General features: G+C 74.1%; 14 protein-coding genes. 7 read left to right on the forward strand and 7 right to left on the reverse strand.

The features are described 5' to 3' along the window. The first annotated feature begins 1220 nt into the window (after positions 1-1220). Complete coding sequence (gene lacZ / locus HCK00_RS18750) at positions 1221-5060, forward strand: beta-galactosidase, LacZ type (RefSeq protein ID WP_168103152.1); 3840 nt, start codon at positions 1221-1223, stop codon at positions 5058-5060. A 206-nt stretch (positions 5061-5266) separates the two neighbouring features. On the opposite strand, the gene HCK00_RS18755 is transcribed toward lacZ, so the two are convergent. The 5 genes from HCK00_RS18755 to HCK00_RS18775 form a co-directional block, all read right to left on the reverse strand. Continuing rightward, positions 5267-6010 (reverse strand): SDR family oxidoreductase, encoded by a 744-nt coding sequence (locus tag HCK00_RS18755; protein ID WP_168103153.1) that lies wholly within the window; start codon positions 6008-6010, stop codon positions 5267-5269. A gap of 491 nt (positions 6011-6501) precedes the next feature. Beyond that, entirely contained in the window at positions 6502-7662 is a 1161-nt protein-coding gene (locus HCK00_RS18760) for an acyl-CoA dehydrogenase family protein (protein WP_168103154.1), read from the reverse strand. Between the two features lie 2 nt (positions 7663-7664). Next, positions 7665-8609, reverse strand: a complete 945-nt coding sequence (locus HCK00_RS18765) for a hydroxymethylglutaryl-CoA lyase (protein WP_168103155.1) — start codon at positions 8607-8609, stop codon at positions 7665-7667. 160 nt (positions 8610-8769) lie between these two features. After that, the gene (locus HCK00_RS18770) at positions 8770-11121 is read right to left on the reverse strand and encodes an acetyl/propionyl/methylcrotonyl-CoA carboxylase subunit alpha (RefSeq protein ID WP_168103156.1); all 2352 of its coding nucleotides are present in this window, start codon (positions 11119-11121) and stop codon (positions 8770-8772) included. Between the two features lie 112 nt (positions 11122-11233). Next, positions 11234-12865, reverse strand: a complete 1632-nt coding sequence (locus HCK00_RS18775) for a carboxyl transferase domain-containing protein (RefSeq protein ID WP_168103157.1) — start codon at positions 12863-12865, stop codon at positions 11234-11236. An 87-nt stretch (positions 12866-12952) separates the two neighbouring features. Between HCK00_RS18775 and HCK00_RS18780 the strand changes: the two genes are divergently transcribed. The 3 genes from HCK00_RS18780 to HCK00_RS18790 all read left to right on the forward strand — a co-directional run bounded on the left by HCK00_RS18780 (position 12953) and on the right by HCK00_RS18790 (position 16192). Beyond that, entirely contained in the window at positions 12953-13573 is a 621-nt protein-coding gene (locus HCK00_RS18780) for an SACE_7040 family transcriptional regulator (protein ID WP_168103158.1), read from the forward strand. 479 nt (positions 13574-14052) lie between these two features. Further along, positions 14053-15210 (forward strand): acyl-CoA dehydrogenase family protein, encoded by a 1158-nt coding sequence (locus HCK00_RS18785; protein ID WP_168103159.1) that lies wholly within the window; start codon positions 14053-14055, stop codon positions 15208-15210. A 94-nt stretch (positions 15211-15304) separates the two neighbouring features. Beyond that, on the forward strand, positions 15305-16192 hold the full coding sequence (locus HCK00_RS18790) for an acyl-CoA thioesterase (RefSeq protein WP_168103160.1): 888 nt from the start codon (positions 15305-15307) through the stop codon (positions 16190-16192). Between the two features lie 158 nt (positions 16193-16350). Here the strand turns inward: HCK00_RS18790 and HCK00_RS18795 are convergent, their stop codons facing one another. Beyond that, entirely contained in the window at positions 16351-17148 is a 798-nt protein-coding gene (locus HCK00_RS18795) for a phosphatase (protein ID WP_168103161.1), read from the reverse strand. Between the two features lie 292 nt (positions 17149-17440). Here HCK00_RS18795 and speB point away from each other — a divergent pair, with 292 nt between their 5' ends. Continuing rightward, positions 17441-18469, forward strand: a complete 1029-nt coding sequence (gene speB, locus HCK00_RS18800) for an agmatinase (protein WP_168103162.1) — start codon at positions 17441-17443, stop codon at positions 18467-18469. 153 nt (positions 18470-18622) lie between these two features. On the opposite strand, the gene HCK00_RS18805 is transcribed toward speB, so the two are convergent. Then, complete coding sequence (locus HCK00_RS18805) at positions 18623-19111, reverse strand: ATP-binding protein (RefSeq protein WP_168103163.1); 489 nt, start codon at positions 19109-19111, stop codon at positions 18623-18625. A gap of 260 nt (positions 19112-19371) precedes the next feature. Here HCK00_RS18805 and HCK00_RS18810 point away from each other — a divergent pair, with 260 nt between their 5' ends. Then, the gene (locus tag HCK00_RS18810) at positions 19372-20226 is read left to right on the forward strand and encodes a helix-turn-helix domain-containing protein (RefSeq protein ID WP_168103164.1); all 855 of its coding nucleotides are present in this window, start codon (positions 19372-19374) and stop codon (positions 20224-20226) included. A 7-nt stretch (positions 20227-20233) separates the two neighbouring features. Beyond that, a complete protein-coding gene (locus tag HCK00_RS18815; RefSeq protein WP_168103165.1) occupies positions 20234-20437 on the forward strand; it encodes a DUF397 domain-containing protein in 204 nt (67 codons plus the stop codon). The last annotated feature ends 123 nt before the right edge of the window (positions 20438-20560 follow it).

Here is a 20560-nt window from a genome sequence, read left to right on the forward strand (position 1 = left end):
GGGCCCGACGGGCCCGAGATGACCGCCCGGGGTCCGTGGCCGGCGCGAGGACGCCGGTCACGGCCCCCGGGCGTCGTGGGTACCGGGAGACACGGGTCCTCCGGAGGACCGGTCCGGAGCCCCGGGGGAGTGACGCCTCGTCAGTCGACGCCTGTGCCCCTGACGGCGGCTTCCGGCAGCTGACGGGGGAGTCCCGTCCCCCGGGGTTCCCGGCGCCCGCCACCGGGTCCGGGGCCTCGGCCAGGGGCCCCGGCTCGCCCGCCGCAGCGGCGGGGCCCGCCCGGCCGGGTTCCGTGCGGGAGCCCGGGCGGGACCCGCCGATGCGGCGGGGGCGCGTCGGTGCGGCGGCCGGTGGACCGGGGTGCGTCCGTCGGTGTGCCGGCCGCCGTGCCGGCTGTCCGTCCCCCGGACGCGGTAGGTGTTGCCTCGTGGGGTGGGCGGTCAGGACATGGGATGTCGCTTCATGTCACCGTCGCAGTGAACCGCTTCGAGAGGGGATGGCGTGGGGGCGGCCGGGGCCTCGCCCGGGTGGTTCGGATTCCGTCCCGGACGGTGGTCCGGGACGGCCGGCCGACGCGACCGCAGCCGGCGGCCGTCGGGCCCGGCCATGTGAGGTGCGGGGGAGCCCGGGTCCCGCACCTGGCGGCCCGGTGCGCGGCGCGCTGACGCGCCGTCGGCCGGCAGGTGAAGACATCCGATGTCTTCGTGGTCGAAGGATTGCGCTCGGGTGACCAGACATCTAATGTCTCCGGCGTGTCACCGCCGAGGGGGGATCGTGCCCGACCGGAGGCGGCCGGCGGTGAGTTCGGGGAATCGGTTCGGTCCGGCGGGGCGCGGGCCGTGTCAGGGAGATCCGGACGTGAGGGTGGTTCTCGCGCGGTGCCGGTGACGGCAGGTGCGGCGTCCGCGGCGTCCGCGCTCTCCGCCCGTCTCGCGTTCCCCGCCCCGCCCTCCCGGCCTCCCCGCCCGGGGTGACCTGTTCGACACCGCCCACGCCGCCGGGACGCCCTGTGCTCCACCTGGACCGGCCCGCCGTGGCCCCGGGGCGCGTGGCCGGTGGGCTGAGCCGCACCATCGCACCGCCGTACCGCCGATGTGCCGTACCGCCGATGTGCCCAGTCCGTTCCCGCGCGCGCGTTCGCCCGCGCCCGGCGGACGTCCGCACGCGGCGGCACATCGTGACAGCGAACCCCGCCCACAGGGAGGCACAGGTGCCAGACATGCCCGAATCCCCCGCATCCCCCGAATTCCCCGCGTCCCCCGAGCGGTCCGCATCCCCCGAGGGCCCCGCCTCGCCCGGGCGCCCCTCGCCGGTCCGGCGCCGTACGATCCTCGGCGGCGGCCTGGCCGCCCTGGGGACCGCCGCCTGGTCCTCTCCCGCCTTCGCCTCGCCGGTGACCGGGGCGGCCGCGGGGGCCGGGACCGGGGCGGCGACGGCCGGGGGCGCCAAGGCCGCCGCGGCCTGGCCCGACCCGCCCAACGGCTTTCCCGAGTGGCGCAACAACATCGGGATCTTCCAGGTCAACGCGGAGCCGCCGCACGCGACGTTCATGCCGTACGGCGATCTCCAGCAGGCGCTGGACGCGGACCGCACCACCTCCCCGTACCGGCTCCCCCTCGACGGGAACTGGCGGTTCCAGCACGTCACCCGGCCGGACGACCGGGACACCGGCTTCCACCGCCCTGAGGTGAACGACGGCTCCTGGAAGACGATCCCCGTACCGGCCAACTGGCAGCAGCACGGTTACGACTTCCCGATCTACGTCAACATCGCCTACCCGTGGTGGGGCGGGAGCGGCCAGAACGAGGCGTCGCAGCCGCCGGAGGTGCCGCTGCGGTTCAACCCGGTCGGGCAGTACCGCCGCACGTTCGACCTTCCGTCCGGCTGGCAGGGCCGGCGGGTCCACATCCACTTCGAGGGCGTCAAGTCCGCCTTCTACCTCTGGGTCAACGGCACGAAAGTGGGGTACCGCGAGGGCTCGTTCACCCCGGCGGAGTTCGACATCACCGACCACGTCCGGCCGGGGAGCAACCTCGTCGCGGTCGAGGTCTACCGGTTCCCGGACGGGGACTGGCTGGAGGACCAGGACATGATCCGGATGTCCGGGATCTTCCGGCCGGTGTTCCTCCACTCCCTCCCGGCCGTGCACCTGCGGGACTTCACCCTCGGCACCCCGCTGCGGGACAACTACACCAACGCGGACCTGACGGTCGCCGTCGCCGTCCGCACCAAGGGGGCCCAGCAGGCGGGGACCTACACCGTCGAGACCCAGCTCTACGACGCGGACCGGAAGGCCGTCTGGCCGGAGCCGCTGCGGACACAGGTGGACACCGGTTCGGTGCAGGCCGGCCGGGACGCGACCGCGCAGGGACGGAAGGCCGTCCAGGGGCCCAAGCTCTGGTCGGCCGAGCACCCGAACCTCTACACCGCCGTGCTCCAGTTGCGGGACCCGTCGGGCGCGGTCGTCCAGATCGTCTCGGCGCGGGTCGGCTTCCGCGAGTTCGCGATCAAGGACGGGCTGATGCGGATCAACGGGCAGCCCGTCTCGCTGCGCGGCGTCAACCGGCACGAGATCGACCCCGACCGGGGCATGGCGCTGACCCGGGCCGACATGGTCCGTGACATCGAGGTGATGAAGCGGCTCAACGTCAACGCGGTCCGCACCTCGCACTACCCCAACAACCCGCTGTGGTACGACCTGGCCGACGCGTACGGCCTCTACGTCATGGACGAGGCCAATCTGGAGACCCACGGGATCTCGGGCAACTACCCGGCCTCCCGGGCGGACTGGACCTCGGCGTGTGTCGACCGTGCCTCCGAGATGGTTCACCGCGACAAGAACCACGCCTCGGTCTGCATCTGGTCGCTCGGCAACGAAGCCGGCGGGGGCTCCAACTTCGTCGCCATGCGCAACTGGATCCGCTCGGCCGACCCCACCCGGATCATCCACTACGAGGGGGACAACCGGGCGGAGGTCAGCGACCTGCGGTCGCGGATGTACGAGTCGCCGTCCCGGGTGGCCGAACGCGCCGGCGAATCCGACCGGCGGCCGTACGTGATGATCGAGTACGCCCACGCGATGGGCAACTCCGTCGGCAACCTCAAGGAGTACTGGGACACCGTCCGGGCCCACGCCATCCTGCAAGGCGGCTACATCTGGGACTTCGTCGACCAGGCCCTGCGGCGCCCCGTCCCCTCCGGCGGCGGGGCGACGTACTTCTCCTACGGCGGCGACTGGGGCGACAAGCCCGATGTCGCGGACAACTTCTGCGCCAACGGGATCCTGCCCGCCGACCGCAAGCCGTCCGGCAAGGCGGCCGAGGTCAAACAGCAGTACCAGGCGATCAACGTCGCCGCCGGTTCCGATGCCGGCGCCGGCAGCGTCCGCATCACCAACGAGTACCTCTTCACCAACGTCCAGGCCTTCGAGGGGACGTGGGCCCTGATCGCCGACGGCGCGGTGATCGGCAGCGGCGAGCTCACCGCCGCGCAGCTCGACATCCCCCCGCTGACGAGCAAGACGGTGCAACTCCCCGTCCAGCGCCCGGCCGACCCCGCGCCCGGCGCGGAACACTTCCTGCGGCTGTCGTTCACGCTCCGGTCCAAGGCCGCGTGGGCGGACGCCGGGTTCGAGGTGGCGAAGCAGCAACTGCCGGTCGACTTCGCGAGCCCGCCGGTCAAGGGCACCCCGATCGCGGACGTGCCCACGCTGACCCACGCCGAGACCGGGGACCGGATCACCGTCACCGGCACGGACTTCACCCTCGCCGTCTCCAAGGCCACCGGCGAGATCACCGCGTACGAGGCGATGGGCATGCGGCTGATCGCCTCCGGCCCCGCCCCGAACTTCTGGCGCGCGCCCACCGACAACGACCGGGGCAACGGGCAGCCCAGCCGCAACGCCACCTGGCGCCGTGCCGGCACCGACCGGACGGTCACCCGCGTCACCGCCGAGCGGCTCTCCGACCGCTCGGTGCGGATCGCCGTCACCGGCACCCTCCCGACCGGCCCCGCGTCCTCGTACACCACCACGTACACCGTCTACGGCAACGGGGAGATCAAGGTCGACAACACGCTCCGGCCGGGCGCGGCGAGCCTGCCCTACCTCCCCGAGGTGGGGACGATCCTGACCCTCCCCGGTGAACTGGAACAGATGCGCTACTACGGCCGCGGGCCGGAGGAGAACCACTGGGACCGCAACAGCGGCTCCGACGTGGGCGTCTACAGCTCGACCGTCTCCGGGCAGTGGACCGGCTACATCCGGCCGCAGGAGAACGGCAACAAGACCGACGTCCGCTGGGTCGCCCTGGTGAACGGCGCCGGGCGCGGCCTCCTCGCGTACGGGGAACCGCTGCTGGAGGTGAACGCCTCCCACTTCACCCCGGAGGACCTCTCCACCGGGGCCCGCCACGACCATCAGCTGACCCCGCGCAAGGAGGTCGTGCTGCGGCTGAGCCACCGGCAGATGGGCGTCGGCGGCAACGACAGCTGGGGCGCGCACACCCTCGACCGCTACAAGCTCTTCGCCGACCGCGACTACTCCTACAGCTACCGGCTGCGGCCCCTGCCGGACGCCGGCCAGGCGATGGCGCTGTCCCGCCGGCCGGTGGAGGGCGGGGGAAGCGGCGGCCCGGTGGAGACCGGGGTGTACTACCGGCTGGTGGCGCAGCACAGCGGCAAGGCCGCCGACGTCGAGGGCGCCGCGACCGCCGCCGGCGCCCGGCTGGTCCAGTGGCCGGCGGGCAGCGGACTCAACCAGCAGTTCGACTTCGTGCCCTCCTCCGGCGGCTACCACCGGATCCGGGCCCGCCACAGCGGTCTCGTGCTCCAGGTGTCCTCCACAGCCACCGGAGCCGACATCACCCAGCAGGCCGACAACGGCGGCGCCGCCCAGCAGTGGCGGGTGACGGACCTCGGCGGCGGGCTGATCGGCCTGGTCAACCGGCAGAGCGGGCTGGCCATGGACGTGTGGGAGGGCTCCACCGCCGACGGCGCCCGGATCTCCCAGTGGACGGAGAACGGCGGCGGCAACCAGCGCTTCCGGCTCCAGCGCGTCTGACGCGGCGGGCGCGCCCCTCTCCTGCCGGGTTGGGCCGGGCCGAACTGGTCCGGGCCGGGTTGGGGCAGGTGCGGGGGCCGGGTCCCGGGGCGGCGCTCCGGGACCCGGCCGGGCCCGGCGCGGGGCGGGCCCGGCGGCCTCCCTGTCCCGGCCGGGGCCGGGCCGCGGTGGGGGTGGCCGGGGCGACGGGCCGCCGCCCCGGGCGTCTACCCGGGGGCCCGCGCGAGCCAGTCGGCGTAGCTGGTCGGGGCGATCTCCGTGTCCGGGCCGGCGGTCAGCGCGTCACCGGGGAGGCCCGCGTAGAGGCCCGCGCTCTCGTCCACGATGACGGTCCGGCGCTCGCCGCGCGACTCCAGCCTGCGCCGGCCGATCTGGTCGAGGGGGAGGACCTCCGGGCCGGCGATCTCCCGGATGCCCCGCAGGGGCGCGCCCAGGGCCACCTCGGCCACGACGTCGGCGACGTCCCCGGCGGCGATCGGCTGGAGCGGGGTGGTGGGCAGGCGCACGTCGTCCAGCGCCACGGTCCCCGTCAGGACCGCGTCGACGAACTCCATGAACTGGGTGGAACGCACGATCGAATAGGGGAGGGAGCCGGCACGGACGAGCTCCTCCTGCAGCACCTTCGCGCCGTAGTAACCGTCGCCGGGGACCCGTTCGGCGCCGACGATGGAGAGGATCACCACGTGACGGACGCCGGCCTCGCGGCTCGCCGTCAGCAGGTGGTCCATGGTGGCCTGGTAGAAGGCGTGCGCGGAGCGGTCGAAGGCCGGGGCCTTCGTCAGGTCGATCACGACCTCGGCACCCTCCACGGCCTCCCTGATCCCCTCACCGGTGACCAGGTCCACCCCGGTGGAGCGGGAGTGGGACGTGGCCTCGTGCCCCGCCGCCCTGAGCTTCCGCACGACCTGGGAACCGATCAGGCCGGTGCCGCCCATCACCGCGAACCGCATGGTCGTCTCCCTCCGCGCGCTTGCCGTGCGCCCGTCCCGTGCGCCCGTCCCGCGTGCCTCTCCGCGTGCCCGCGGCGCGCGGCCCGCGGCTCCGCGGGACGGGGTGACGGTGGCCGGGCCCGCCCGCCGCCCCGTACACCAGTCTTCTCCCTGCGCCGGGGGAGAGCCACCGGAGCGGGGCGCACGGGGGCGTCCGGGGCCCGGGGCCGGCGGGAGGGCGGTGGGTCCGGGGCCGGCCGGCGGGACGGTGGTGCGGAGGGAGAGACAGGCAGGGCCACCGGGCGGGCGCGGGCGCCGGGCGGCCGGCGGCGGGGTGCGGGTGCGGGTGTCGGGCGGTCAGGGGCAGCCGCGGGCGCCGGGCGGTCAGGGGCGGGCCGGGGCTCCGGGCGGGCAGGGGCCGAGTACGGGCATGGCGCCGGGCGGTCAGGCGTAAGGGGTGGACGCGGCCCCGCGCCCACCCCGCGTCCCCCGGGCGAACCCGTTCCCCTCCGTCAGGAGGTGAAGCCCAGCTCGCGGGCGATCAGCATGCGTTGCACCTCGCTCGTGCCCTCCCCGATCTCCAGGATCTTGGAGTCCCGCCACATCCGGGCCACCGGGTACTCGTTCATGAAGCCGTAGCCGCCGTGGATCTGCGTCGCCTCACGGGCGTTGGTCACGGCGATCTCCGAGGAGTACAGCTTGGCGAGGGCCGCCTCCTTCTTGAACGGCTCGCCCGCCAGCAGCCGGGAGGCCGCGTCCCGCCAGGCCAGCCGGGCGGTGTGGGCCCGCATCTCCATGTCGGCCAGCTTGAACTGGATCGCCTGGTTGTCGCCGATGGGCCTGCCGAACGCCGTGCGGTCCCTGGCGTAGGTGACCGACTCGTCCACACAGCCCTGGGCGAGCCCGGTGGCCAGCGCCGAGATCGCGATGCGCCCCTCGTCCAGGATGCGCAGGAACTGGGCGTAGCCGCGGCCCTCCTCCCCGAGCAGGTTGGCGGCCGGGACCCGTACGCCGGAGAAGGACAGCTCCCGGGTGTCCGAGGCGTTCCAGCCGACCTTGGAGTACGGGGCGGCGACGGTGAAGCCCGGGGTGCCCGAGGGGACGATGATCGAGGAGATCTCGGGGCGCCCGTCCGGCTTGCGGCCGGTGACGGCGGTGACCGTGACCAGGCCGGTGATGTCCGTGCCGGAGTTGGTGATGAAGCACTTGGTGCCGTTGATCACCCACTCGCCGCCCTCGCGCACGGCGGTGGTGCGGGTGCCGCCGGCGTCCGAGCCGCAGTCCGGCTCGGTGAGGCCGAAGGCGCCCAGGATCTCGCCCGAGCACATCCGCGGCAGCCACTCCCGCTTCTGCTCCTCCGTGCCGAACCGGTACACCGGCATGGCCCCGAGGGAGACCCCGGCCTCCAGGGTGATGGCCACCGAGGAGTCCACCCGGGCCAGCTCCTCCAGGGCCAGGCCGAGGGCGAGGTAGTCGCCGCCCATACCGCCGTACTCCTCGGGGAACGGCAGGCCGAAGAGGCCCATCCGGCCCATCTCGCGGACGATCTCGTAGGGGAACTCGTGGTTCTCGTAGAACTCGCCGATCTTGGGGGCGACGACGTCGTGGGCGAACTCCTCGACGGTGCGGCGGAGTTCCTCGTGCTCGGGGGTGAGGCGGTGGTCGAGGGGCATCTTCAGCTCTCCTGGTGGGAGGGGGTGCCCGCGAGGGCGCGGACGGTGCGGGACGGGCTGGGTCGGCCCAGGTGGGCGGCCATCCACACGCTGGTGGCGGTGAGACGGCCGAGATCGACCCCGGTCTCGATACCGAGGCCGTGCAGCATCCAGACCAGGTCCTCCGTGGCGAGGTTCCCGGTGGCGCTCTTGGCGTAGGGGCAGCCGCCGAGGCCGCCCGCGGAGGCGTCGACGGTGGTGACGCCGTGCCGCAGGGCGGTGAGGGTGTTGGCGAGGGCCTGGCCGTAGGTGTCGTGGAAGTGGACCGCGGTCCGCGCCGCGTCCACCCCCGCCTCGCCGAGCGCGGTGAGCAGCGCCCCGACATGGCCCGGGGTGGCGACGCCGATGGTGTCACCGAGGCTCAGCTCGTCGCAGCCGAGGTCGAGCAGGCGGCGGCCGGCGCCGGCGACCCGCGCCACGGGCACGGCGCCCTCCCACGGGTCGCCGAAACACATGGAGAGGTAGCCGCGCACCCGCATCCCGGCCTCCTTCGCCCGGGCGACCACGGGTTCGAAGATGGCGAGGGACTCGTCCACCGAGCGGTTGAGGTTGGCCCGGGCGAAGGACTCGGTGACGCTGCCGAAGACGGCGACCTCCCGTACCCCGAGGGCCAGGGCGCGCTCCAGCCCCCGGCGGTTGGGGACGAGGACGGGCAGGCGGAGCCCGGCCGGGAGACCCGCCTGCGCCAGCAGCTCCATCAGCCGCTCCGCGTCGCCGAGCTGCGGCACCCACCGGGGGTGGACGAAACTCGTCGCCTCCACGGTGTCCAGGCCCGTCGCGGCCAGGCGGCGGATGAACTCGGCCTTGATCTCGACGGGGACTGCCGCCGCCTCGTTCTGGAGGCCGTCCCGGGGGCCCACCTCGTGGATACGGACCCGGGCGGGGAGGGCCGGATCGGGGAAGGCCATGGGCAGCCCCGGGGGCACCCCCGGCAGGGACACCTCCGGCGGGGACGCGCCCGCCGGGGAATCACCGGGCGCGGGACCGCCGGCCGGGGAGCCGCCGGGCGGGGGCCCGCCCGCCGCGGGTCCGGATGGGGGTCCGGACGCGGGTCCGGACGGGGGGCCGTCAGGCACGGACATCGCTCGTCTCCTCGGTGGTGCCGTGCGGGTCGCGCGGGGTGACCACGGCCAGCACCTGGTCCATGGCGACGGTGGAGCCGGGCGTCACGTCCAGCTCCGTGACCGTGCCGTCGTGCGGGGCGGCGATGACGTGCTCCATCTTCATCGCCTCCACCACCAGCAGGCTCTGGCCGGTGGTGACGCTCTCGCCGACCGCCGCCTTGACGACCGTGACCGTGCCGGGCATCGGCGCCGTGAGCGCGCCCGCGTGCCCCGCGCCCGCACCGCCGCGCAGCGCCGCCGCCACGGGGTCGTACGCGGCGGCGTGCCAGGCGTCGCCGTCCCGGCCGAGCCAGTGGCCGCCGCTGCCGTCCGGGGCGTGGTGGAAGGTGTGGGTGACCCCGGCGTACTCCAGCAGCAGCCGGCCCCGCGCGGCGGACGCGCCCGGGCCCCGGCCGGCGGTCCCGTCCCCGGTGGGGACGAGCCGGGCGCGGACGACGGCGGCCGCGGGTGCCGCGGAGGCGGTGGCGTCGGAGGCGGCGGTGGCGTCGGCGGAGTTGGCGGGGCCGCCGGGGCCGCCGGGCTCGCGCCCGGCCGCGCCGGTGGCGGGCGCGTCCGAACCGGCGGCCGGTTCGCCGGCCGGGGCGAGGAGCAGCTCCGCGTCCGTCACCGGGCCGCGCACCCGGACGGTGACCGGCGCCCGGCCCGGTATCCGCAGGTGGTGCGGTACCCACGCCGGTACGCCGCCCAGCCGCCAGCCGCTGGGGACGGAGAACGGGTCCGTCCAGCCCGGGCCCGGGTGGACCGGCCCGCCGGTGAGGGCTCCGGACCCGGCCACCGCTCCAGGACCGGCCGCGGAGCCGGGCCCGGGGAGGGCCGCGCCGCCCGCCCCACCGCCCACGGCCGGGGCCGCGCCCCCGTGCCCGGTGAGCGCCGCGTGCCGGAGCAGTGCCGCCGCCGCGTACACCTCCGCCGGGACCTCCGTGGGCACCAGCGTGGCCGCGTCCCGGTCCACCAGGCCGGTGTCCATCGCGCCGGAGACGACCTCCGGGTGGGCCAGCAGACGGCGGAGGAAGCCCGCGTTGGTGTCCACGCCCAGCACCGCCGTGGCGGCGAGCGCGGCACGCAGCCGGCGCAGGGCGGTGGCCCGGTCCGGGCCGTGGGCGATCACCTTGGCGAGCATCGGGTCGTAGGAGGTGGAGACCTCCGTGCCCGTGGCGAGGCCGGAGTCGACGCGGACACCCTCACCCACCGGCTCACGGAGCAGCGCGACCGTGCCGGCGGAGGGCAGGAAGTCCACCCGGCCGCCGTCCGCCGCGCGGGCCGTCTCGGCGCAGAGACGGGCCTCCACCGCGTGCCCGTCGAGACGGACGTCCCGCTGGGTGAGGCCCAGCGGCTCCCCGGCGGCCACCCGGATCTGCCACTCGACCAGATCCAGGCCGGTGACCAGCTCGGTGACCGGGTGCTCCACCTGGAGGCGGGTGTTCATCTCCATGAAGTAGTACGCCGACGGGTCGTCACCGGGGACGATGAACTCGACCGTGCCCGCGCCCCGGTAGCCGCAGGAGCGGGCGGCCTGGACGGCGGCCTCGCCCATCGCGGCCCGGGTGGCCTCGTCCAGCAGCGGGCTGGGCGCCTCCTCGACGATCTTCTGGTGGCGCCGCTGGAGGGAGCACTCCCGCTCGCCCAGGTGCACCACACCGCCGTGCCCGTCGGCGAGGAGCTGGATCTCGATGTGGCGGGGGCGGTCGATCCACCGCTCCACCAGCAGGGTGTCGTCCCCGAAGGAGCCGCGGGCCTCGCGCCGCGCGGCGGCGATCTCCTCGGCGAGCACCTCCTCGGCGCGGACCAGCCGCATCCCCTTGCCGCCACCGCCCGCGGAGGGCTTCAGCAGCACGGGCATCCCGATCTCCCGCGCCGCGGCGGCCAGTTCGGCGTCGCTCAGGCCGCTGCCGGAGGAGCCGGGCACCACCGGGACCCCCGCGTTCCGCACCGTCTCCTTGGCGCGGATCTTGTCGCCCATCAGCTCGACGGCGCCGGCCGGCGGGCCGATGAAGACCAGCCCGGCCGCCTCGCAGGCGCGGACGAAGGCGGCGTTCTCGGCGAGGAAGCCGTACCCCGGGTGGACGGCCCGCGCGCCGCTCCGCGCGGCGGCGTCCAGCAGCCGCTCGATCGACAGATAGCTCTCGGCGGCGGCCGCCGGGCCGATCCGCACCGCCGTGTCGGCCTCCCGCACATGGCGGGCGCCGGCGTCGGCGTCACTGAACACGGCGACCGAGCGGACGCCCAGCCTCCGCAGGGTGCGGATCACGCGCACCGCGATCTCGCCCCGGTTGGCCACCAGTACGGACTCGAACATCGTCATCTCCGTCGTCACTTCACGAGCCACTTCACGGGCCACTTCCCGAGCCATCTCCCGGCCGGCCACCGCGCCGGCCCCCGCCTCGCCCCCGCCCCGTCCACCGGGCCCGTCACATCCGGAAGACGCCGTAGCCCGGGCCCGCCGGATCGCGCTCGGGCACGGGCGCGTTGGCGCAGGCGGTGAGGGCCAGGCCCAGTACCTGGCGGGTCTCCAGGGGGTCGATCACGCCGTCGTCCCAGAGGCGGGCCGTGGCGTAGTAGGCGCTGCCCTGGGCCTCGTACCGTTCGCGGATCGGGGCGCGGAAGCGCTCCTCGTCCTCGGCGCTCCACCCCTCGCCGCGCGCCTCCAGCTGGTCGCGCTTGACGGTGGCCAGCACGGACGCGGCCTGCTCGCCGCCCATGACCGAGATCTTGGCGTTGGGCCACATCCACAGGAACCGCGGCGAGTACGCCCGGCCGCACATGGAGTAGTTGCCCGCGCCGTACGAGCCGCCGATCACCACCGTCAGCTTCGGCACCCGCGCGCAGGCCACGGCGGTGACCATCTTGGCGCCGTGCTTGGCGATACCGCCCGCCTCGTACTCCCGGCCGACCATGAAGCCGGAGATGTTCTGAAGGAACAGCAGGGGTATGCCGCGCTGGTCGCAGAGCTGGATGAAGTGGGCGCCCTTCTGGGCCGATTCGGAGAACAGGATGCCGTTGTTGGCGACGATGCCGACCGGGTGGCCGTGGATCCGGGCGAAGCCGGTGACCAGCGTCTGGCCGTACTCCGCCTTGAACTCGGCGAACCGGGAGCCGTCGGTGATCCGGGCGATCACCTCGCGGACGTCGTACGGGGTGCGGGAGTCCGCCGGGACCACGCCGTAGAGGCCCGCCGGGTCCGCCGCCGGCTCCTCGGCCGGCGCCACGGGCCAGGGCAGCGGCGGGCGCGCGGGGAGGGTGGAGACGATGGTGCGGGTGATCGCCAGCGCGTGGGCGTCGTCCTCCGCGAGGTGGTCGGTGACGCCGGAGACGCGGGAGTGCACCTCGCCGCCGCCCAGCTCCTCCGCCGTGACCACTTCGCCCGTGGCGGCCTTCACCAGCGGCGGGCCGCCGAGGAAGATCGTGCCCTGGCCACGGACGATCACCGCCTCGTCGCTCATCGCCGGGACGTACGCCCCGCCCGCCGTGCAGGAGCCCAGGACGGCCGCGATCTGCGGGATCCCGGCGCCGGACAGCCGGGCCTGGTTGTAGAAGATCCGGCCGAAGTGCTCCCGGTCGGGGAAGACCTCGTCCTGCATCGGCAGGAACGCGCCGCCGGAGTCGACCAGGTAGACGCACGGCAGCCGGTTCTCCAGCGCGACCTCCTGGGCGCGGAGGTGCTTCTTGACCGTCATCGGGTAGTACGTGCCGCCCTTGACCGTGGCGTCGTTGGCGACGACCACCACCTCGCGGCCGGAGACCCGCCCGATCCCGGCGATCACCCCGGCCGCCGGGGCCGCCCCGTCGTAGAGGCCCTCGGCCGCCAGCGGGGCCAGCTCCAGGAAGGGCGAGCCCGGGTCGAGCAGGGTGTCCACCCGGTCCCGGGGGAGCAGCTTGCCCCGCGCGGTGTGCCGGGCCCGCGCCGCGGCGCCGCCCCCCAGCCGCGCGGCGGCCAGCCGCTCCCGCAGCTCCGCCGCCAGCTCGCGGTGCGCCGCCTCGTTGGCGTGCCAGGCGCCGGACGCCGGGTCGGCGGCGCTCTTCAGCACGGGTGCCTGCTGCATGGTCGGGTTCCCTCGCTCGCGGGTTAGTGACCGTTAACGTTCCGCTCAGGTTAACGAGCGCTAACCCCTGTTGTCTAGAATGCGGCCATGACGACCTCCGCCGCCGCGGAAGCGGCCCCCACCCGCCGTGAGCAGATCCTCCGCGAAGCCGCGCGCCTCTTCGCCGAGCGCGGTTTCCATGGCGTGGGGGTGGACGAGATAGGCGCCGCCGTGGGCATCAGCGGCCCGGGGCTCTACCGCCACTTCCCCGGCAAGGAGGCGATGCTCGCCGAGCTGCTGGTCGGCATCAGCAGCCGGCTGCTGCACGGCGGCCGGCGCCGGGTCGAGGAGGCCGCGCAGGCGCGCCCCGGCGGCCCGCCGGGGGCGGTGCTGGACTCCCTGATCGACGGGCACATCGACTTCGCCCTGGACGACCGGGCGCTGATCGTCCTCCACGACCGCGAGCTGGACCGGCTGCGGGAGAGCGACCGCAAGCTCGTCCGCCAGTTCCAGCGGCAGTACGTGGAGCTGTGGGTCGGGGTGGTCCGGGACGCCTACCCGGAGATCACCGAGGCCGAGGCGCGCGCCTCCGTCCACGCCGTCTTCGGCCTGCTCAACTCCACCCCGCACCTCGGCCGCCCGGGCGCCCTCTCCGGCCGTGAGCCGATGGCCGCCCTGCTCCACCGCCTGGCCCGCGGCGCCTTCGACGCGGCGGTGCCGGCGTACTGACGTACCGGCGCGTGGGCGTGCACAGGCGTACCGACGTGCCGACGCGTGGGCGTGCCGGCGTGTGGGTGTGCCGGCGTGTGGGTGCGCCGTCGAGCGGGAGTGCCCGCGGAACCCGGTCACCGGAGTATGCCGTCCCGGTGGGGCCGGGCGGCCGCGGTGCCGTGGCCGCCCGAGCCCGCCGCCGTGGGCTCCGGTGTGGCTCGCCCTCGTGGCGGGGGTCCCGTCGCCGTGTGCCCCGGCGCCGCATATCCCGGTGCCGCCCGTCCCGGCGGCGTGACGGAGGTCTCTGGACAGGTCTGGTGACCGAGCGGTAGCTTTTTGCTGAGCAAGCGCTTAGGTGGCGAGGCCGGCCGGATCCGCCGGGATCCGCGCGGATCTCACGGCGGGACGGCCGGACGGCCGGCCAACCGCCGTCGCGGCGCCTGGCCACGCACGGAACCGCCCGGAGCCGGGCCGAACAGAGGGAGGCGTGCGGGACGATGCGTCGCACGGTGTTCAACGAGGACCACGAGGCGTTCCGGGAGACCATCCGCGCCTTCATCGCCGCCGAGGTCGTGCCCGTGCACGACCAGTGGCTGGAAGCCGGTCAGGCCCCGCGCGAGTTCTACTACAAACTCGGTGAGCTGGGCGTCTTCGGCATCGAGGTGGACGAGGAGTACGGCGGCGCGGGCGAGCGCACCTTCAAGTACCAGGCCGTCATCACCGAGGAGTGCGCCCGCGCCGGCGTCAGCTTCGGCGGCAGCGGCGTCCACGTCGGCCTCTGCCTGCCCTACCTCCAGGCGTACGCCACGGAGGAGCAGAAGAAGCGCTGGCTGCCGAAGTTCGTCACCGGCGAGATGATGTTCGCCATCGCCATGACCGAGCCCGGCACCGGCTCCGACCTGGCCGGGATGAAGACCACCGCGAAGCTCTCCGAGGACGGCGGCCACTACGTCCTGAACGGCGCCAAGACGTTCATCACCGGCGGCGTCCACGCCGACCGCGTGATCGTCTGCGCCCGCACCGCCCCGGCGACCCCCGAGGACCGCCGCGCCGGCATCTCCCTCTTCGTCGTGGACACCAGGTCCGAGGGGTACGCCGTCGGCCGCAAGCTGGAGAAGCTGGGACTGAAGACCTCCGACACGGCCGAGCTGTCCTTCACCGATGTCAAGGTGCCCGCCGAGGACCTGCTCGGCGAGGAGGGCAAGGGCTTCTCCTACCTCGGCCAGAACCTGCCGCAGGAGCGCCTCGCCATCGCCGTCGGCGCCTACGCGCAGGCCGCCGCGGCCGTGGAGTTCGCCAAGAGCTACGTGCGGGACCGGACCGTCTTCGGCAAGCCCGTCGCCGCGTTCCAGAACACCAAGTTCGTGCTCGCCGACTGCAAGGCCGACGTGGACGCCATCCAGGCCGTCACCGACCGCGCGCTCGACGCCCACGACGCCGGGGAGCTGACCGCCGCCGACGCCGCCTCCGCCAAGCTGTTCTGCACCGAGAAGGCGGCTGAGGTGATCGACAAGTGCCTTCAGCTCCACGGCGGCTACGGCTACATGATGGAGTACCCGATCGCCCGGCTCTACGCGGACAACCGCGTCAACCGCATCTACGGTGGCACCAGCGAGGTCATGCGCTCCATCGTCGCCAAGTCGATGGGGCTGTGAGCCGCCGGCCGGACCCGTCCCGGGCCCCGGCCCCGCATCCCGTACCGGCGGGCAGCCGCCCGCCGCGCCACCCACCGGAACCACACGAACCCTCATGAGTGACCCCTTGCAGAGCCTCCTCGCCCTCCTCGACCTGGAGCGCATCGAGGAGAACATCTTCCGCGGCGCCAGCCGGCCCGCCGTGATCCCCCGCGTCTTCGGCGGCCAGGTGGCCGCCCAGTCGCTGGTGGCGGCGGGCCGGACGGTGCCCGGGGACCGCCCGGCGCACTCCCTGCACGCCTATTTCCTGCGGCCCGGCGACCCCGGCGCGCCGATCGTCTACACCGTCGACCGCATCCGGGACGGCCGCTCCTTCACCACCCGGCGCGTGGTGGCGGTCCAGCACGGCCAGCCGATCTTCCACCTCTCCGCCTCGTTCCAGGCGGTGGAGGAGGGGCTGGAGCACCAGGAGCCGATGCCGCCGGCGCCGGACCCGGAGTCCCTGCCCACCGCGGAGGAGCTGCTGCCGCGGTACGCGCACCTGTTCCCCGACCCCCGCGTGGCCGACCGGATGCTGGAGGCCCGCGCCGCCATCGACCTGCGCTACGTCGGCGAACCGCCGTACGGCACCGCCGCGCAGGGCCCCCGCGAGCCGCGCTCCCAGGTGTGGTTCCGGACGAACGGCAAGCTCGACGGCGCCATCGACCAGCCGCTGCTCCACGTCTGCCTGGCCACCTACGTCTCCGACATGACCCTGCTCGACTCGGTGCTCCTCGCCCACGGACGCGGTGGCTGGGCGGTCGGGGACGTGGTCGGCGCGAGCCTGGACCACGCGATGTGGTTTCATCGTCCTTTCCGGGCAGACGAGTGGTTGCTGTACGACCAGCAGAGCCCGTCGTCCTCCGGAGGGCGTGGGCTCGCGCAGGGACGCATCCACACCGCCGACGGCCACCTCGCGGTGACCGTCATCCAGGAAGGGCTGGTCCGGGTGCCTCGGGTGTGAGGCAGCCCGGGCCGGGTCCGGTGGGAGCCGCCGTGGAGACGGACGGCGGCTCCCCCGGGCCGCTTCCCGCGTTCCGTCCCCCGCGCGTGCCGGAGGTCTCCCGGCCCGGGAGCCGTCCCGCGCCGTCCGCGACCGCGGCCCTTCCGGGGCCGCCTCCGTCAGCCGTCGCGCAGGCCCGCGCCGTCCAGCAGGTACGCCGTCAGCGGGTCGTAGAAGCGGGGGTCCGCGACGTGGTCGTCCAGCGGTACCGTGACCGCGAGGGTGCCCTCCGCCTCGGCGAGGAACAGCGCGGGGTCGTTGCAGTCCGCGAAGCCCACCGCCGTGATGCCGCGCTGGCCCGCGCACCCGGCCCAGCCGTGGTCCGCGACCACCAGGTCCGGCTGCGGCCGTCCCTCCCGCTCCAGCGCGTCGAGGATCGCCGCCATCGGCGCGGGGGAGTGGGTGTGCCACAGCGTCGCGCCGCGTTCGAAGACGGCCACGTCGGCGAACTGGAACACGTAGCCCTCGTCGGCCCGCAGCCCGCCGGGGATCTCCATGATTTCGCAGCCCGCCGCGCGCATCCCGTCCGCGAGGGCGCGGTGCACGTCCAGCAGCCCGCCCGGGTGGCCGGTGGCGAAGAGCACGCGGCTCCGCCCGGCGGCGGCCTTCCGCAGCTCGGCCGCCATGCGGTCGAGGGCGTCCACGGTCAGGGACGGGTCGATGGTGTCCTGGCCGGCGCGGTGTCCCGGGTCGTCGACGACGCCGCAGCGCTCGGCCATCACGGCCAGCACGTCCTGCTCGTCGCGCCACCGGTCGCCGAGCTCCAGCCCGAGCCAGTAGTGCCGGTCCCCGTTGGCGAGCCGGCGGTAGTGGTCGAGGTTGTTGTCGCGCGGGGTGGCCACGTTGCCCGCGATCCGCGTACGGACGAGGTGGTCGATCAGCTCGGCGCGCTCCGGGGCGGGGCTGGGTATCGGCATGCGTCCATTGTCCCCCGGAAGCGTTCCGGGCCGGACGCGGTGTCCACCTCGACGCGGTGTCCAACAGGGGAGCGGGCCTCTTGCGGAACGTACATGTCCACCGGCCGCCGCCCCGCCTACGCTCGGCAGGGGCCACGGCCCGTCCGGCCCCCGGCGGGCCGTCGCGCCCCGTCCGGCCGCCGGCCCACACGCCGGAGCCCGCCCCGGCCCCGGCGGATCCGACCGATTCCCGGCCGGTCCCGACTGGTCCCGACCGATCCCGACCGACCGTACGAGAGCAGAGGCGCCCGCCATGACCGCAGCCGACCGCCCGACCGGCCCCCGGGGAACCTCCGCCCCCGCCACCCCGGCGCAGCCCTCCTTCCGCGGCCCCGTGGACTCCTCCCGCGTCCCGCGCTACGCCGGTCCGGCGACCTTCGCCCGGCTGCCGCGGATCGACGAGGTGGGCGGCGCGGCCGACGTGGCCGTGGTCGGCGTGCCTTTCGACAGCGGCGTCTCCTACCGGCCCGGCGCCCGCTTCGGCGGCAACGCGATCCGCGAGGCGTCCCGGCTGCTGCGCCCGTACAACCCGGCGCAGGACGCCTCGCCCTTCGCGCTGGCCCAGGTCGCGGACGCCGGGGACATCGCCGTGAATCCGTTCGACATCAACGAGGCCGTGGAGACGGTCGAGGCCGCGGCCGACGGCATCCTGGGCACCGGCGCCCGCATGATGACCCTCGGCGGAGACCACACCATCGCCCTGCCGCTGCTGCGCGCCGCCGCCCGCCGCCACGGCCCCGTCGCCCTGCTCCACTTCGACGCCCACCTGGACACCTGGGACACGTACTTCGGCGCCGAGTACACCCACGGCACCCCGTTCCGCCGGGCCGTCGAGGAGGGCGTCCTCGACACCTCGGCCCTCTCCCATGTCGGCATCCGCGGCCCGCTCTACGGCCGCAAGGACCTGGACGACGACGAGAAGATGGGCTTCGGCATCGTCACCTCCGCCGACGTCATGCGGCGCGGGGTGGACGAGGTGACGCAGCAGCTCCGCGAGCGCGTCGGCGACCGCCCGCTCTACATCTCCGTCGACATCGACGTCCTCGACCCCGCGCACGCCCCCGGCACCGGCACGCCGGAGGCCGGCGGCCTCACCTCGCGCGAACTCCTGGAGATCCTGCGCGGCCTGGCCGGCTGCCACCTCGTCTCGGCGGACCTGGTGGAGGTCGCCCCGGCCTACGACCACGCGGAGATCACCTCCGTCGCGGCCTCCCACACGGCGTACGAACTGACGACGATCATGGCCCGCCAGATCGCGGCGGGGCGGGAGACGCAGGGCTGACGGGCCGGCCCGGGCCCGGGCACGAGGCGGCGGGCCCGGGCGCCGCCCAGGTGGCGCCGAAGCGGTCCCGGAGCCCTTCGCGCCACCGGGCACTCCGGGCCCGCTCACCCGTCCGCCGTCGACGCCGCGCCGTCAGCCCAGCCCGCCGCGCCGTCAGCCCGCCGCGCCGACCAGCTCGAACCAGACGCTCTTGCCCCTCGGCGGGCACCCGCCGTGCCATTCGGTGCCCCAGGCGTCGGCGCACGCCTGGACGAGCAGCAGCCCGCGCCCGTGCTCCGACTCCGCCCCGGCGCCCGGTGGTTCGGCCGGCTCGCCGGTCCCCCCTGCCCCGTCGCCGGGTGGTGTTCGCATCCAGGGCACGCCGGAGAGGTCGTCGTCCCTGACCGAGACCCGCACCCGCTCACCCCGGACGGTCGCCTCCAGCGTCAGCCGGCCCACCTCGGTGTGCAGATGCACGTTGGCGACCACCTCCGAGACGAGCAGCCGCGCCACCTCGACGAGCGGCGCGTGCCCGGTGACGGTCAGCAGCCCGGTGAGCAGATCCCGGGCCACCTTCGCCGTCTCCGGGATGTTGGGCGCTTGCAGGGTGTACGAGCGGACGGGCGCGTCCGCGCCGGGCCCGGTCAGAAGGGACGTGCTCAACGGAACCTCCGGTCAGGGGAGATGGACGGAAACGGCATCGATGCGCCGCCCGCCCCACCACCGTGGCTCTGCGCGCCCGCCCGCCCCACGACGGACCGGCCGCGCTGCGGACTCACCGGCTTGCGTAGCGGCACGAACACTGAACGTAGGTACAACCATGTACCGGTACAAGGTTTCCCTGCTTCTTTCACCCGTCCGAGTGGGGCCGTGGTATAGCTACGCGGCAGGTCCGATGAGCCGAGAAGGGATACGTCGATCCCATGCCCCCCAGGGAGAACCCCACGGTCCGGCAGGCCCGACTCGGAGCCGAGTTGAGAACTCTCCGGGAGCGGGCGGGACGGACGGCGCGGGAGGCCGGCGCCTTGCTCGGCGTGGATCAGGCGCGGATGAGCAACATCGAGGCCGGACGCATCGGTATCGGCGACGAGCGGATTCGGCGCCTGGCCGCTTTCTACGCGTGCGGGGATCAGGCTCTGGTCGAGGCGCTCTGCGCCATAGCCAACGAACGCCGGGGCCGGCACTGGTGGGAGGAATACCGGGGCATCCTTCCTCCGGGCTTCCTCGATGTGGCCGAGTTGGAGCACCACGCGGTCCGTCTGCGCTCACTCCAGATCGTCTCGATCCCAGGCATCCTGCAGACCGAGGAGTATGCGCGGACGCTGTTCAGCGGAGACGTACCGCCGCTGCCGGGATCGGAACTCGAAGCCCGGGTGGAGCACCGCGTGAGAAGGCGCCTGATCTTCGAGCGCGCCGATCCTCCGCAGTTCACGGCGATCATTCATGAGGCCGCCCTCCGGATGCGGTTCGGCGGACGGCTGGTCACCCGGACGCAACTCGGTTACCTTCTCGAGGTCTCCGATCTCCCTGTGGTGACTCTGCGGGTCGTGCCCTTCCACAACGAGGAGTTCTTCGAGGCCACCCAGCCCCTGCTGTATGTGAGTGGCGTGGTCCCGCAGCTCGACACGGTGCAGATGGATACGATTTTCGGAGGTCATTACCTGCACGCGGCTGCACAGCTTGACAAGTACCGGGCACTGCTCGACATCGCGGAAGGGGCTGCGCTCGGCACGGGGGACTCCCGGGACCTCATCGCTCGGATCAGGCAGGAGATGTGAACACGTCATGACGGCACGGAGTGGTTGGCAGAAGTCGTCCTTCTCGGGGGCGAGTGGTGAGAATTGCATCGAGGTAAGGCGCTCCGAGGACGGCGGATTCCTCCTGCGGGAGGGTGATGTGCCCGGCACAGTGCTTGCGATCACTCACGTGGGGCTGCGCAGGCTGATAGCCGCTGTCAAAACCGGTGAGTTCGATCGTCCTCATCGTTGACTCGCCTGCCGGGACCCGCTGTTGGTCAAGGCGATGGTGAACGGGTGAATGTTCTGGAGGGCAGCGGTCCTCTCGGCCTTGCGAACTCTCGGTTCCTCTTTCGCGGCAACGAAAAGAAGAGGT

Origin of the sequence: Streptomyces zingiberis, assembly GCF_012034935.1 — a bacterium.
Taxonomy (GTDB): Bacteria; Actinomycetota; Actinomycetes; order Streptomycetales; family Streptomycetaceae; genus Streptomyces; species Streptomyces zingiberis.